The organism is Nostoc flagelliforme FACHB-838 (assembly GCF_014698065.1).
GTDB lineage: Bacteria > Cyanobacteriota > Cyanobacteriia > Cyanobacteriales > Nostocaceae > Nostoc > Nostoc flagelliforme_B.
Map to the genome: position 1 here is coordinate 101,131 of NZ_JACJSI010000009.1, position 15,445 is coordinate 116,575.

The 15,445-nt window shown below is 40.6% G+C and carries 12 protein-coding genes; 5 read left to right on the forward strand and 7 right to left on the reverse strand.

Features of this window, described 5'->3' with window-relative positions; all coding sequences use genetic code 11:
* Window positions 1–1,272: 1,272 nt before the first annotated feature.
* Window positions 1,273–2,427: a pyridoxal-phosphate-dependent aminotransferase family protein gene (locus tag H6G97_RS07270; RefSeq protein WP_190939992.1), complete on the forward strand. Its 1,155-nt coding sequence runs from the start codon at window positions 1,273–1,275 to the stop codon at window positions 2,425–2,427.
* 414 nt (window positions 2,428–2,841) lie between these two features.
* On the opposite strand, the gene H6G97_RS07275 is transcribed toward H6G97_RS07270, so the two are convergent.
* The 6 genes from H6G97_RS07275 to petM all read right to left on the reverse strand — a co-directional run bounded on the left by H6G97_RS07275 (window position 2,842) and on the right by petM (window position 7,742).
* Entirely contained in the window at window positions 2,842–3,069 is a 228-nt protein-coding gene (locus H6G97_RS07275; RefSeq protein ID WP_190939993.1) for a DUF2949 domain-containing protein, read from the reverse strand.
* Between the two features lie 510 nt (window positions 3,070–3,579).
* Window positions 3,580–4,086 carry a DUF192 domain-containing protein gene (locus H6G97_RS07280; RefSeq protein ID WP_190939994.1) on the reverse strand — a complete coding sequence of 169 codons (507 nt, stop codon included), beginning with the start codon at window positions 4,084–4,086 and terminating at the stop codon, window positions 3,580–3,582.
* Window positions 4,087–4,322: 236 nt separating this feature from the next.
* Window positions 4,323–5,009 (reverse strand): response regulator transcription factor NblR, encoded by a 687-nt coding sequence (gene nblR / locus H6G97_RS07285; protein ID WP_190939995.1) that lies wholly within the window; start codon window positions 5,007–5,009, stop codon window positions 4,323–4,325.
* 324 nt (window positions 5,010–5,333) lie between these two features.
* Window positions 5,334–6,251, reverse strand: a complete 918-nt coding sequence (locus H6G97_RS07290) for an NAD(+) kinase (RefSeq protein WP_190939996.1) — start codon at window positions 6,249–6,251, stop codon at window positions 5,334–5,336.
* A gap of 131 nt (window positions 6,252–6,382) precedes the next feature.
* Window positions 6,383–7,381 (reverse strand): SDR family oxidoreductase, encoded by a 999-nt coding sequence (locus H6G97_RS07295; protein ID WP_190939997.1) that lies wholly within the window; start codon window positions 7,379–7,381, stop codon window positions 6,383–6,385.
* A 256-nt stretch (window positions 7,382–7,637) separates the two neighbouring features.
* Window positions 7,638–7,742: a cytochrome b6-f complex subunit PetM gene (petM, locus tag H6G97_RS07300; RefSeq protein WP_094344256.1), complete on the reverse strand. Its 105-nt coding sequence runs from the start codon at window positions 7,740–7,742 to the stop codon at window positions 7,638–7,640.
* A 207-nt stretch (window positions 7,743–7,949) separates the two neighbouring features.
* Between petM and pdxA the strand changes: the two genes are divergently transcribed.
* A complete protein-coding gene (gene pdxA / locus H6G97_RS07305; RefSeq protein WP_190939998.1) occupies window positions 7,950–9,038 on the forward strand; it encodes a 4-hydroxythreonine-4-phosphate dehydrogenase PdxA in 1,089 nt (362 codons plus the stop codon).
* A 147-nt stretch (window positions 9,039–9,185) separates the two neighbouring features.
* Here the strand turns inward: pdxA and H6G97_RS07310 are convergent, their stop codons facing one another.
* A complete protein-coding gene (locus H6G97_RS07310) occupies window positions 9,186–9,851 on the reverse strand; it encodes a phosphoribosyltransferase (RefSeq protein WP_190939999.1) in 666 nt (221 codons plus the stop codon).
* A 981-nt stretch (window positions 9,852–10,832) separates the two neighbouring features.
* On the opposite strand from H6G97_RS07310, the gene H6G97_RS07315 reads away from it, so the two are divergent.
* From H6G97_RS07315 to H6G97_RS07325, 3 genes are all read left to right on the forward strand, one after another.
* Entirely contained in the window at window positions 10,833–11,336 is a 504-nt protein-coding gene (locus H6G97_RS07315) for a hypothetical protein (RefSeq protein ID WP_190940000.1), read from the forward strand.
* A 711-nt stretch (window positions 11,337–12,047) separates the two neighbouring features.
* Window positions 12,048–13,181: a hypothetical protein gene (locus tag H6G97_RS07320; protein ID WP_190940001.1), complete on the forward strand. Its 1,134-nt coding sequence runs from the start codon at window positions 12,048–12,050 to the stop codon at window positions 13,179–13,181.
* Between the two features lie 266 nt (window positions 13,182–13,447).
* Window positions 13,448–15,352, forward strand: coding sequence for an adenylate/guanylate cyclase domain-containing protein (locus tag H6G97_RS07325; RefSeq protein ID WP_242054833.1), 1,905 nt, complete (start codon window positions 13,448–13,450; stop codon window positions 15,350–15,352).
* Window positions 15,353–15,445 lie beyond the last annotated feature (93 nt).

The following is a 15,445-nucleotide window of genomic DNA, read 5'->3' on the forward strand; positions in this document are numbered from 1 at the left end:
GCAAGGAAACTAATTCGTGTGGTACGTCCAGTCACTTAAAAAGATTTTGATAGAACGCACAAATACTAAAGTTATGAAGAATGTATTATAAAAATTATTACAAAAGTAGTTTACTTTTTTGGTATATGTGTATTTAAAAACATTTTTAATTATCGTCCAGAGAGTTTAACTGTTTTATTTATACACGAAAAAACGCTTGAGAGTTTTGCTCACTCAAGCGTTTTTCCGTAAAAGCTTATACCAACTCACTCGTTTGATGCAACATTTGAAATCTGCAACACTCCCTGAGGAGGGAAAATTGCGGGGATAACTTGTGACAAACATGTGGTGAAATGGTATCACTCCTTGCACTAATTAAGAATATCTCTTTTGCAAGAATACCGGGGATCTGGTGAGTGACAGTTTATAAACTGAACACTAGTTAAAAACGACTCACCATGAATAGTAACTAAGAAGACTACGCACGATTGTAGCAATTTTGTAAGTGTAGTATAAAAACTTATAGTTTATTAGTGTAAGTGTAGCCTACCGTAGGCATCGTTTACTACTGAGTGTAGTTTTATAATGTGCAGCAATTAGTAGCATAAATATCTCAACTTCGGCGGCAAATGCATCGCCATTGAGTCAGCCAAAGAAAGCTTTGATATTGGCATCGAAGCGATTTTGAATCAAATAAATCATCACCTCCTCTATAGATAAAGATATTCTTTGGAGAATGGCAACCCAAGAACAAATCATTGACCTAAGCACATTGAAAAGTTTGGGTTGGGTATCTTATATCTCTTAGCAAACGGTGACATCCAAGTCTTCCGCATAGTGTAGGCGGTTACTTTCTTCGTGGAACCAAAACACCTCTTTTTCATCGATGATTTCCGCGATATGCAAGACGATTTCGCGTGTTTTTATAAAAACAATAGGGAGGGATTATGGGTAAATTTAAAAATTTATTATTCCTGTGCCTCATCTGGATAGACGTTTCGCCTTTGGCTAAAATAGCCACTCTCCTACGAGCAAACGCCTTAACCTGGTGTCTAGGTGTGTGGTAAGATTGCCTGGAACAGGGGTTTTATCTGAGTTGAAGTCTCGTATAAATTGCAAAGGTCAAGCTGACCGATCATTAACTCCCACGATACTTTTCCTATGGACTTGGAAAATATACAACAAGGCTGGTGACGAACTGAGTGGAATTTGTAGATAAATATCTAGAATTTGCTATCAGACTTAACCAACTTCCCACAATTTTGACTTTTATTTGATTTTTAGGATACACACATGAACGATAAGCTGATGCTGATGATTCCAGGCCCTACCCCGGTGCCAGAAGCTGCTTTACTGGCATTAGCCAAGCATCCGATTGGGCACAGGACTAGTGAATTTAGCAACATATTGGCAGAGGTGACAGAAAACCTCAAGTGGCTGCACCAAACTCAAAGTGATGTGCTGACGCTGAATGTCAGTGGTACGGGTGCTGTAGAAGCGGGAATAATTAATTTTCTCTCTCCAGGCGATCGCATTTTAGTTGGTTCTAATGGTAAATTTGGCGAACGCTGGGTAGAAGTTGGCCAAGCCTACGGTTTGAATGTAGAAGAAGTTAAGGTTGAATGGGGAAAACCCTTAGACCCCGCAGTATTCGCCGAAAAACTCCAAGCAGATACCCAAAAGCAAATCAAAGCCGTAATCATCACCCACAGCGAAACCTCGACGGGTGTGTTGAATGACCTAGAAACTATCAATCGCCACGTCAAAGAACACGGTGAAGCTTTAATTATCGTTGATGCGGTAACTAGCTTGGGTGCATTCAATCTACCCGTGGATGCTTGGGGCTTGGATATCGTCGCCTCTGGTTCCCAAAAAGGTTATATGATTCCGCCAGGATTGGGTTTTGTCTCTGTCAGTCCCAAAGCTTGGGAAGCTTACAAAACTGCGAAGCTACCGAAATATTATTTGGATTTAGGCAAATATCGTAAAGCCACAGCCAAAAATACAACCCCATTTACTCCACCTGTAAATTTGATCGTAGCGCTGCACACCACGTTGCGAATCATGAAAGAGGAAGGCTTGGAATCAATCTTTGCTCGACATGAACGGCTTAAGAATGCTACCCGCGCCGCCATTCAAGGGTTAAATTTACCCCTGTTTGCAGCAGATAGTTCCGCTAGTCCGGCGATTACGGCTGTAGCACCACAGGGAATTGAACCGGATAAGATTCGGTCATTGATGAAAAAACGCTTTGATATTGCCCTAGCAGGTGGTCAAGACCATTTGAGTAACAAAATATTCCGCATTGGTCACTTGGGTTTTGTGAGTGATCGCGATATCCTCAGTTGTATAGCATCCTTAGAAGTTACCCTCTCAGAACTTGGTCACGAAAACTTTACCCCTGGGTCTGGTGTAGCAGCAGCAGTTAGAGTATTTAATAATTCCTGAATACTAAGCTGTGAATGATGAGTATGATTTTTACTCATTACTCAGCACTAAATCAAAAGAGCGAGTTAAATTATCAACTCGCTCTTTTGATTTGGATATAAATGAGTAGAAACTGTCAGAGTCAACAGAGCTAAATACCAACCTTTGCAGAAGATAAAGTGGATGTGACATACCTTAATTCTCTTAAATCATACCAAGTTGCCCTAGATAGTATTATTTGTTTAGAAGACAGTCGCACAGAGTCTTTTACACCAAACAAGAGTAACTTTGGCAACTTAGTATGATACCAAATTAGTATAAGTAGTATTGTTTGAGATTGCAGTAACAGTCTTTTGGTAGAGACTTTTAATCCAAAATCCAAGTTGGGTTGAAAGCGCACCAAAGGCGCGACCTAAAATCCAAAATTGGGATAATCTATGCTGTTTCAAGCCAATCATAAATTTGTTCTAACTGTTCTAGAGTAATCAACCCATACTGCCAGAGAATCATTGCCAAAGGGCCTGGGTCTTGCTCCCGATGGCGAAGCGCCAGCGCTAGTGATGCTGTGGAAATTGCCAAATCTTCTTGCAAAAAATGAATCAGTCGAGAATATTTTGATGGTGACACTTGTATCTCACCTCCTTGTACAGAATGTATTGTCATATATCAGTTCACCATTTCTTGGTAGCCAGTAGCCAGTATTTTATTTGTCACTGTGCCGTTATCGGCTATACACCCCGGCACAGTTTTTTTAATTCGCCTTCAAGAGAGGCTTTTCATAAAGCGTCTGAGAAATAGAAATTTTCGTACAAATCACCTGCTCAATTTTTCAGCAGTATTTTTACTTAATTAAATTGGCTCCATTTTGTTTACTTTTCTGCTTTATTTAATTACACAGGTAGTAACAAAGATTCCATAGCCTATACTCTCTTATTGGCGACTATTTACACTTACGCCCAAGGGAATATTTTTGCGACCAAACCTTAAGACTGCGATTTTAGGTCGGAGACAGGCGAGTTTTACATTATTACCACAGTTTTTAAATAGTAACGTTACAGATGACTTTTTTGCCACAATACGTGACATTTTTTACAAAAAAAACATATATTTCGACCGTGTAGGTTTTCAACCGAGTAACCACTCAAATTTGTATCCCCACAAAGCACCGAAGTCTCAAAACTCAATTTTGACAATATCGCCCACTTTCAACTTCAATTCGGCAGCTCTTCCAGAGCGAAGTTCAATCACCTTATCGATTGGTGTCTTGGGGCCATAAGTAGGACAAGGTTCAGCTGCACAAGGAGGCGCAGATGCTTGAATATATTTAACTACACCGTTATGTAAAAATACCATATCTAATGGCACTGGTACATTCTTCATCCAGAAGCTGACTGGTCGCGCAGAAGGGAACCCAAACAGCATCCCCCGATCATCTGGCAAAGCTGGTCGATACATTAACCCCATTGCCTGTTGTTGGGGGGTTTGCACTACCTCTAATTGAATTGTTGTGCCATTAGGAATAATGGCTTTAGCAGAGATTGGTAGTGTTTGACCTAAATTCTCTGGTGCTGGAGTTTGAGAAGCAGAGGTGGGCGTGGGAGGGTTAGCTGTTGTTGGCACAGAACAGCCCATTAGGAAAATACTGAGCAACATCGAAAGCAAACTTAGCCGACGAGTCATATAGTTTTTCTATTTTGTAATTTAGATTTCAATTTTACAGTGTTGTCAGCAGAAAAATATGGCAGCAGCCCCCAAGTGTGCATTCCCAGTTTGACACTGGAAACGAGGTAACGAAGTAGGCAAACTTCCATCACAGTATACTAATAGTCTGTAAAGTTTAAATTGATGGGTAAGCAAGTTTGTAGTAAGGACTTTGGTGCTTACTACAAACCCTCAAAACTAGCTTAGACATTGTACTAAGATTCTCTTAAAACGTACCCTACACCGCGCACTGTTTGAATGAGGCGCTTTTGACCTTCATCTTCGATTTTTAACCGCAAGTAACGGATGTATACTTCAATTACATTCGACTCACCTAGGAAGTCGTAACCCCAAACATTTTCGAGAATTTGCTCGCGGGTTAATACCTCACGAGGATGTTCCATTAAGAATTTTAAGAGTTCAAACTCCTTCATTGTCAAGTCAATTGCCCGTCCGTTGTGTATCGCACGGCGAGTTGCTATATCTAAAATCAAATCTCCAAAGCGTAATTGCTCTGTGGTATCGATATCGGGTTTTAAATAGAGGCGAATTAACTTTAAAAAGTCTTCTGAGCGATAAGGCTTGAGGATGTAATCATCTGCTCCAGCTTCTAGACAAGCTACACGATCATCGACTGTATCTCTTGCCATTAAAATCAATACAGGCGATCGCAGACCAGTGCCTCTCAGATTTTTGCACAATGAGAGTCCTGATTCTCCTGCTAGCATCCGGTCTAAAACAATTAAAGCAGGCTGGCGATCGCGACAATGTTCTAAACCACCTGCTGCATCATGAACCACAATTGATTCATAGCCGGCTTCTTGCAAGTCGCAAGAAAGTTGATTTGCTAGGCTCTCATCGGTTTCAACCACCAAAACACAGGGACTTTGAGCAACTGTCATAACAATTTGGGATATTAGATTTAGGATTGTAAAGGTATTCGAGTGAAAATCTTTACATCAGTTATAAAGTGCAACTACGAATTTTTCTTGATGGAGCAATCCTGATTCGACATACTGTTAAGGATCTTTTAGCACGTTCAGGTGTCAGCCATCGAATTCTTCGATGCAATCTTAATTAACTAAATCCAAATACCATATTTACACCAGTAATTCTGGAAGGAAACAGTAAGTTGGGGAGTAGGGAGTGGGGGATGAGGGAGAAATAAATTCAAAAATCAAAAATCAAAAACTCCTACCTCCTGCCTTCTACCTCCTGCCCAATCCCTATGGCAATTCTACCGAAGTTGGTTTGGCGATATGTGGCAAACCCCAACCTAATTTTTCTCGCAAAATTCGGAAAAACTCAGGGGTTTGTAGGCGAATAAATCGGGCACTATATTGCGATCGCTCCATATATACTCGATCTTCTGGTAGGATGTAGCACCCTCCATTGCCATCTACCACCATCACCAATCGAGGAATATTGACTGGGTAGATGTTCACCGATTCAGTATCTGGAAACACTAATGCTCTAGAAGCGAGAGAATGGGGACAAATGGGTACTAACTGTAAAACAGGTACGCCAGGAGTCACCACCGGGCCACCAGCACTCAATGAGTAAGCTGTAGAACCAGTGGGCGTAGAAACAATCACACCATCCGCCGCAATATCTACTGGCGCATGACGCCCTATAGCTATTTCAAAATGGCACATAGAGGTCAAAGGTTCCCGATGCAACACCATTTCATTCAAGCAGAGGGCTTCCCATAGTACTGAATCTCCCCGAAACACTTTGACGGTGAGCATGACTCGTTCTTCAATTTCATACTCACCCGCCATCACCTGTTCTAATGCTTGAGGCAATTGATTTAAGAAAGTTTCTGTCAAAAATCCCATGTGGCCAGTATTCACTGTTAACAGTGGAATACCACAGGGGGCGACCTGACGAGACGCTGCTAAAACAGTGCCGTCTCCCCCTAATACCACTGCAAACTTCATATCTGAGTCAAAACCAGGGGGTGTCAGACCGTCAATGGGGGTGTGGCATACAGAACTCTCTGGGGTAGAGTAGCCCAATATTCCACCGATACTCGATGTGATACATACATTCCAACCGGCTGCGGTTAGCTTGTCTTTCAACTCGATAGCGACACGGCCCGCTATCGGTTTAATGTCATTGTAGATAATGCCTGCTTTCGGCACACTCAAATATCCAAGTTTAGGCGATGCTCTGTATTATGTAATCCTTACACATTTTTGGTCATGTAGTCATTAATCTAGAGTCAAATATCTTAGAGTCTAGAGTTTAACGACTAATGTCTGTTTTGTAATGACTATTGACTATTAGCTTTTGAAGACTGTTTAAAAGGAGTTTTTTTAGGTTTCTGCTTTTTATTTTTATTTTTCTGGTAGTCTACCTCTTTAAGCTTCTTCATTATTCGGCTGAAGTACTCTTGTAGATAGCTTTCTAAGGTTGTGGTTTGTTGCTGATCTAAACCGAACACTGTATATACTTCATCCATTGAAGCATTTAACTGTTTACCACTAGCCAATACTTCTGTAAACGCTAGTCTGTCTGCTACGTTCCATCCCCACTGGAAGAACCGCATTAAGCCCCGCACAGCACGCAGTAAGCTTATTGGCATCCGCGTTACTCTAGCATCTTTTCCAGATAAGCGTTCGCATAGGTTGATGATTTCTTCTGCACTCCATGCACGAGTACCGACTACAGGGAAAGCTTGGTTTTCCGTTTCTGGTACACTCAATGCTCGGATCGCAAACTTAGCAATGTCTTGAGTGTCCATATAGGCGATAGGAGAAGAATTACCTGTTACCCAAACTGGCTGTCCTTCTAAAATAGGAATCCCGTACTGACCGATTAACCCTTGCATAAAGCCAGCTAGCCGCAAGATGGTATAATTCAAGCCTGACTCAGCCAAGAAGAGTTCTGTACATCGCTTAATTTCCATTAGCGGGACTTCTGGGTATTTATCAGCATCTAAAATCGAAAAGAAGATAAAACGCTCTACACCAGCTGCTTTTGCTGCTTGAATCAATGCTACTTTGCCTTCCCAGTCCACTTGTTTGATGCTCAGTGAATCTGTAGGGCGAGATGTTGACGCATCAATAACTTGGGTTACACCAACTAAAGCTTCCGCTAGGCTATCGGGGTAACGTAAATTTCCGGGGACGAGTTCTGCACCCCATTCTTTGAGAAAAGCTGCTTTTTTACTGCTGCGGACAAGACAGCGTACTTTATACCCCTCATCGATTGCACGACGAGCCACTTGTCTTCCTAAGGTGCCAGTGGCACCGACAATTAATAATGTCATGAGGGTTGTAATAAATTTTAATGTTTTATGAAAAGAATGTTATCAGAATAACCTATGCAAACAAAACTTTACATATTTTCTCAGAAAATCTATTTATTTGGATAGACTTATGGGAGAATCACTGTCCGGTTAATAGACAAGATTTTTTTCATTTCGATCAATAAAGGGAATGGGGAGAGACGCGATTAATCGCGTCTGTACTAGAGAGTGGGGAGAATAATAACTCCTAACTCAGTACTAAGGACTCAGTACTCTATTATTCTTCTGTGCCCTGAATTTTCAGTAACAACGCGCCTAAGCCCCAGCCCACGAAGATTAAACCGAAAGACAATAGAGCTGCATTCAAAATTTCGCCGCCCATTAGTGTGATTCTCCTTATGCAAAGTGGTGTGTAAACTAGGTCTACCAGAAGCTTTTCAATAGTTGCTGTAGGATTAGACCTGTGTAAATAATTTTAAACTAGTTTAGCAGGTTATCCCTACTAGTTTGGGGGGCAATCCCTACTGTTGAGGCAGGGAGAGATGGGGAAATTGAGAAAATTTGATAATACTAATTATGAAGAGATTTTATGTATCAAAATTATCAAAGTAATTTAATCAATTTTGGCAAAGAAAATCGTCCGCATTTGGCGCTGACGCTGGGTGATCCGGCGGGAATTGGGCCAGAGGTGATTTTGAAAGCTTTAACAGATTTGGAAATTAGTCAAAAATATGACATTACAGTGGTGGGAAACCGAGATTTGCTGGCACAGATTTATCACAAACTGAATTTAATCGAGAATTTAGCACCTTTGGCAAATCCAGACGAGTTGTCAGTTATTGATGTGCAATTGGATGGGGAAATTAAAGGTCAAATTATCCCAGGAATAGGTAATGCGGCCAGTGGTGCGGCTAGTTTTGCGTATATGGAATATGCGATCGCTCAAACACTGGCTGGTAAATTTGATGCTATTGTCACAGGGCCGATCGCTAAATCTGCTTGGAAAGCCGCAGGATATAATTATCCAGGGCAAACGGAACTTTTGGCGCAAAAGTCAGGTGTTGACCGTTTTGGGATGTTATTTGTGGCGCGATCGCCCCATACTAATTGGACACTCCGCGCTTTACTTGCGACCACACATATACCCTTGCGTCAAGTAGCTGATACGTTGACACCGCAGTTGTTGACACAAAAACTAGATTTGCTAGTGGAGTGTTTGGAGAAAGATTTTGGTATAGATAGAGGGAGAATTGCGATCGCAGGTTTAAATCCCCACAGTGGCGAACAGGGACAATTAGGACATGAAGAACAGGATTGGTTAATTCCCTGGTTGGAGGAAGAACGACAAAAACGCCCACAATTCCACTTAGATGGGCCGATACCGCCAGATACCATGTGGGTTAAACCAGGTCAAGCTTGGTATGGAAATTCTTTAGTACAAAATCCAGCTGATGGCTACTTGGCACTTTATCACGATCAAGGCTTAATTCCTGTGAAGCTGATGGCGTTTGATCGGGCAGTTAATACTTCTATTGGTCTTCCTTTCGTTCGGACTTCACCAGATCACGGAACAGCATTTGATATTGCAGGTAAGGGAATTGCTGATGCTACGAGTATGAAAGCGGCAATACATTTGGCGGGTGAGTTAGTTAGTCAAAGGCTAGCGCAGAAAAAGTAATGATGATGTAGGAGAATTCAGAATTCTGAATTCTGAATGGGCTATGCCCCGCTACGCTAACAAGAATAAAATACTTTTTATAGCTGGCTTTGAAATGGAATCGTTGTCTACTTCACCTTCCTTGAAATCTGCTGTATGTAACGATTCTCATTGGGGTAGGGGCGCAAAGCTGGCTGCCTCTAATGCTTTTGCAAGTAAGTCGCGCACTTCTTGATCCGTAGTTTGAGGAAAATCTTCGTACCAAAGACCGACGCTATTGAAAGGGCTAGGTGTCGAGACGCAAACGATTTTGTCTACCTGAGTTTCTAATTCTTGGCAACTTTCAAGGGCAGCGACAGGCACAGCAATCACAATCTGAGCCGGTTGCTGTTTTCGCACAGCCATAACAGCGGCCCACATAGTTGCACCCGTAGCTAAACCATCATCTACCAAAATAACAGTGCGTCCTTGTAAATCTCTTAAGGGGCGATTTGCGCGATAAAGCCCTTCTCTCCGCTCTAACTCCCGTTCTTCTTGCAATGCAACCCTGGCAATTACTTCATCGGATATCTTCATCAGACTGATAATATATTCATTGACTATCCGTACACCACCAGAAGCGATCGCTCCCATCGCTAGTTCTTCTTGCTCAGGTACACCTAATTTACGTACTACCAAAATATCTAAGGGAGCATTTAAAGCTTTGGCAACTTCAAAGGCTACGGGTACGCCACCCCTTGGTAGCCCCAATACCACAACATCTGGGCGGTTAGCATAAGCGCCTAACTCCCTAGCCAAAACTTGACCTGCAAACCTCCGATCTTTGAATAGCATGGTGTGACATCCTGATTGGTTTCCAAAAAATTAATTATTATTTACACACGTTTTTTCTTAGCTATCCACCTCAAACAATGGATTAAATTTCAAACTTGGTGTTATGGTTAAATCTTCTGAACTAATCTTAGAAAGCTAAATATTCCCTGTCCTCTGACTAACGGAACGACATCTTCCATCTCAAGTTCTATCAAAAGAATGAGTTAGCTTTAATGGACAAAGATTTTTGCATCTTAGGCTGATATCACTTCACACCGCGCACTCAACAATTAATTAAGAATTGTTAATAGCCGTCTCAAACTGGCTGGCGGCTGAGAAGACATGATGACGCGGTAAATCAGCCTTATAGGTGAGTGATGTTAGCGTGAAGCAAAGCTATAACGAGAGTAGGGAGCGCGTCACTCATACCGTTGCTCTTAAAGCCTGCTACGCGCAACAACGACAAGAAGAGAAGCGTAATGCAAAGAAACCCGTGTCTAATAACATTTTCAAAAATCTATGCAACACAATGAATCAGCTTTAGATAGGTACATTTGTACTGTACGCCCCACCCATATATTTGTATTAGCTATTTAGTGAAATGGTGCAAGTATAAGCGTAATTTAACACTGTTATAAGTTTTTTCCCACTTGCTAGTCTTTACTGTTAAACTTTTATTGAGCATTTTTTTTAACCGCATCTTTGAAAAAAATTACTTAACTGCGAACAGATGCGAAAATTTATAAAAATACAATGAAAATTCAATTGCTAATTTTTTGCCTACACTCTTTTACTTACATTGTGTTAACAGTACCTTTACATTATCCCTTGATTGTAAATACGAGATAATACATTGTTATGCTTATTTGTCATATAATACCTAGTATTACAGAGAAAAAGGTCATCAAAGTTACCCCTTTAACACTTTTGAAGAAAAATTAATACGGTAGAATCACTGAATATTGCTAAACCATTCTTTAAAATTAAAAGTAGGATTTTTTAATGATCAGTTTAAGTAATTCGGAAAACAGCACAGTTAGCAGCATAGCAGCCACCAAGAGGTTGGCAAGAGCGATGATGGTTTCTGGTGGACAATTCTCACTGTTATTAGCGTGTTGTAACTGTGTTCATAGGCAGCAGCAAGTGCTGAATTTGCTAACAGAATTTTCATCAGCAGATATCCACGAAGTTTTGCTCTCACCTGCGGCTGACAAACTGTATACGGCTATTACAACTGAAATTGATGCTACTCAGCCCGAAGCTTTAATGGTACGGGGGTTAGAATCTGTGGTGGCAATCAACCAACTAATCATCAGTACCAATATCATGCGAGATGAGTTTCGGAAGCAGTTTCGGTTTCCCTTAGTGTTGTGGGTAAATGATGAAATCCTTCGCAAGCTAGTCTGGCTAGCACCCGATTTCAAAGATTGGGCAGCTAGTACTATTAGATTTGATGTACCTAATAGTCAGTTAGTTGAATCTGAACAACAAGCTATCAGCGCCTGATATTGCCTGAGATGACTTTTAAAACCTTGGATACCTTAGGTTGAACCGAGCAGTAGCATTCTTTTTAAAATTACTTTTATAGAGTCTTCCCTTACCAAAGTGAAGCAGAAACTGTTGCAACACTTTGCTTGCAATCTATTTTCTAAGACAATTGTGTGGGTTGTCTTCTCCAAGAAACTTCTTAGCTTAAGAGAACTCCAAAAAACAAATTATCTAATTTCTTGACTTAAAACGACTTTTCCTCCTGCTGCCCTCAGAGCGATGGGATATTTTTTTATTTGGAAGCCCTTAATGAAGCCTTAGCTTTTAAGTTCTTAATTGGTTATCGCAAGGTTACAGGGCGTTTTGATTGAGTGCATCTGCATAAAAAATTTGCATAAGGAACAAACAATCAGTTTGTCAACGTCTGTCTTTATATATGTTTCAAAAACAGATAATAAAGTAATTCCAACTGGCGAAGTTATGAAATTATATACTTTATAGAAACAGAATTCAGGAGCCAGAAGTCAGAATGCAAGAAGGGTATTCTGTACAAATGGTGGAGCACTGTTAGCTATGCGTACTCCTTTGGAGAAGCAAGCTACGCGCAGCGCCTTGTAGAGAGCGTCTTAATTCTGACTCATGAATTCTTCTTTAATATCTATTAGTGATTAAATTCTATTTCTAAGCTGTGTAACTTTTGGGTAACATCACTACATTTTTAAGAAAAATATGTTGAAAAACTACTTAAACACTAATCAAAGGCGCATTTTCACTGCTTTGATTTTGACTGGGATTTTGTCTGTTGCTAGCGGTTTAACAGTTATCCAAAATGCTACGGGTGCTTCTGCAAACTTATCACTAGAAATAAGCAACGAAGTCATCAAAGACAATATTAAACTAAACCGCTTGCCACGTCCAGTAGCTAGAGCGGTACTGCGAGATTTAGCCCGCAGACAGGGAATTTCAACCAGACAGCTGCAAATTATTGATTATAATCAACAGACTTGGCGCAATGGGTGCTTAGAACTGCCTCAACCTGATGAATTTTGTACCCAAGCGTTAATTCCGGGTTGGCGAATTGTGGTATCTGATGGCAAAGAAAACTGGATTTATCATACCAATAACAATGGGCGATCGCTACGTTTAGCTTCGGCAAAAAATCCCTCAGAAAATCTGCCAGCTAAGTTACCCGCATCTGTAAAAAACGCTGTTTTGCAAGCTGCCTCCAAACGTTTGCAACAGCCAATTTCTCAGCTAACTATCATTCAGGCTGAACAGCAAACTTGGAGTAATGGTTGTTTGAGCCTACCACGCCCTGATGAAAACTGTACTGAGGCTATAGATAGTGGCTGGCGGGTGGTTGTCGGCGCGGTTGAGCAAACCTTGGTTTATCATACCAATCAAACAGGTTCCGCAGTTAGGCTAAATGAAAAAGCTAGCAATAGTACACTAGCCTCTGTGCAAATTCCAGCCAGCGAGTTACCACCACCCTTAGATCGGGATATAGTATTTCGGCAAATCTCCAGTGGTGGTTTTACTGGTAGAACCTACGAGACTGTTTTACTCAAAGATGGACGACTGATTCGCGTGCGGATTGGTGATGCCAATGATTCTGAACGTAGTGTTCGCCGCGTTTCTGTGCAACAGGTGCAACAATTTGTGCGATCGCTAGAACATTCTAAGTTTAGTAAATTTCAGAATTTGAGTTACCCCGCCCCTAGTGGTGCTGCTGACTATATCACCTACACTCTCACCAGCCAAGAGGGTACGGTTCGATACAACGATATTTCTCAAAATAATTTGCCTAAAAATTTACAGACAGTAGTTAAAGCCTGGAATCAGATCATAGTCAGCGCCCAATAATAAACCTCAGTTGATATGATTTTAAGATATCCTGAAAGCTATACTAATAGGGGAAAAACAACTGTTTTAATTACAAAAAATTAACCGATTTTTAGGGCATAAAACCCATATATTATGATATATATATTATCGGTTAACAGCAGAAAAATAAATGAATAGTTTTGATAGAAGATGTTGCCGATAGGCTTGTTTTAAAGTAAAAGTTATCAAAACAAGCCAAGAAAACCAATCTGCTATCAAGTGCTTTAATCTCGTGCGAGAATTACATGGAACAAGTAATTACTTCAATTGCAGATGCTTTATTAGTAACTAGTAATGCAGGAAAAATCAAAAAAGTCAATCGTGCTGCTCAAGAATTATTTGGTTTTAGAGAAGAAGAATTAATTAATCAACCAATATCACTGATAATTGATAACGATCAAGTATTAATAGAAGCTATTTATCAACATTCGTATTTGAAGCAAAAGTTACAGAATTTAGAGGTAGTGTGTCGAACAAAAACTAGAGAAAAGCTGTTGATTGCTTTTTCTTGTTCGGTGATTGCGAAAAAAACAGAAGAACTAGAAGATATTGTCTACATTGGTCGTGATATTACTGCTTGGCAACGACGGGAACAGCGTACAAGTGCCCAGTATGCTATCACTCGTATATTATCAGAATCCCAAAACGTAAAGCAGGGAATTCCCCAAATTTTGCAGTCGATTTGTCAAAACTTGGGATGGGATCTAGGCGAACTTTGGACACCAAGCCAGTATATTGGCACTTCCGTACAAGGAGACAGCTTGAATGCAGTATTAAGGTGTGTGGAAATTTGGTCAAGTCGATTAATTTCTGGCCGAGAGTTTAAAGCAATCACCTGGCAAACTACCTATGCACCTGGTATTGGCTTACCTGGTCGAATTTGGATCAGACGTTTGCCCTTATGGATTAAAGATATTACAGAAGATGGAGACAAAAGGCGATCGCTACCTGCTGCTGAGACTGGGTTACATGCAGCTTTTGGCTTCCCGATCTTAGATGATAGTGAAATCTTAGGAGTAATGGTTTTCTTTAATCGGGACATATTACCAAAAGATAAAGACTTATTACAAATGATGGGTTCCATAGGTAGTCAAATTGCCCAATTTATCAAACGCAAACAAGCAGAAGATGCTCTTGTAGAAAGCGAAGAACGATATCGTGATTTATTTGAAAATGCTAATGACTTGATTCAATCTGTCAACCCATCTGGCCATTTTTTGTATGTCAATCGTGCATGGCGAGAAACTTTGGGATATAGCGAAACTGAAATTGCGAATATGAATCTTTTCGATATTATACATCCAGACTTTAAACAACACTGTTTGCAAAGGTTTTATCGCGTGTTATCTGGAGAAAAGCTTGGGCAAGTAAAAGCCGCATTCGTTACTAAAGATGGTCAAACAATCTTTCTAGAAGGTAACATTAATTGTAAATTTGTTGAAGGTCATCCAGTTGCGACTCGTGGCATTTTTCGCAATGTAACTCAGCGACTAGCAGCAGAAAAAGCATTGCGTCATCAGCAGGAAGAAACTGAACGCTTATTACTGAATATTTTGCCAGCCGCAATTTCTCAAGAACTGAAAGAAGAACCAGCCAGTATTTCCGAAGACTTTGCTGATATCACAGTTTTATTTGCAGATATCGTCGGCTTTAAAGAAATTGCTGCTTCTATAAGTGCAATTCAACTAGTAAACTTACTCAACTCAATTTTATCAGCTTTTGATCGCCTCACTCAACAACATGGTTTAAGAAGAATTAAGACCATTAACGATGCTTATATGGTGGTTGGTGGCTTGCACACACGCCGCCTAGATCATGCTCAAGCGATCGCTCTTATGGCACTGGATATGCAAACTGCGATCGCTCTATTTAATACTGATAACAATCAAAATTTCAGCACCCGTATCGGCATCCATACTGGTTCCGTAGCGACGAGAGTAATTGATCTCAACGAGTTTACTTATAATATCTGGGGAGACACGGTAAACATTGCTAGCTGCATAGAATCTCAAGGTGTTGCTGGCAAAATCCAGGTTACAGAAGATACTTATAAGTGCTTGTGTAATGAATTTTTCTTTGAAAAACAAGGCGAAATCGAAGTTAAAGACAAAGGGAAGATAACAACTTATTTGTTGATTGGACGGAAGTGAAATGCTACAACCTTCTTGGCATTTGTGGGGTAAAGGGGAAAGGGATGGAATTTCCCCTTTACCTTTAACCTTTACCCTTTCCCCAACATCTTG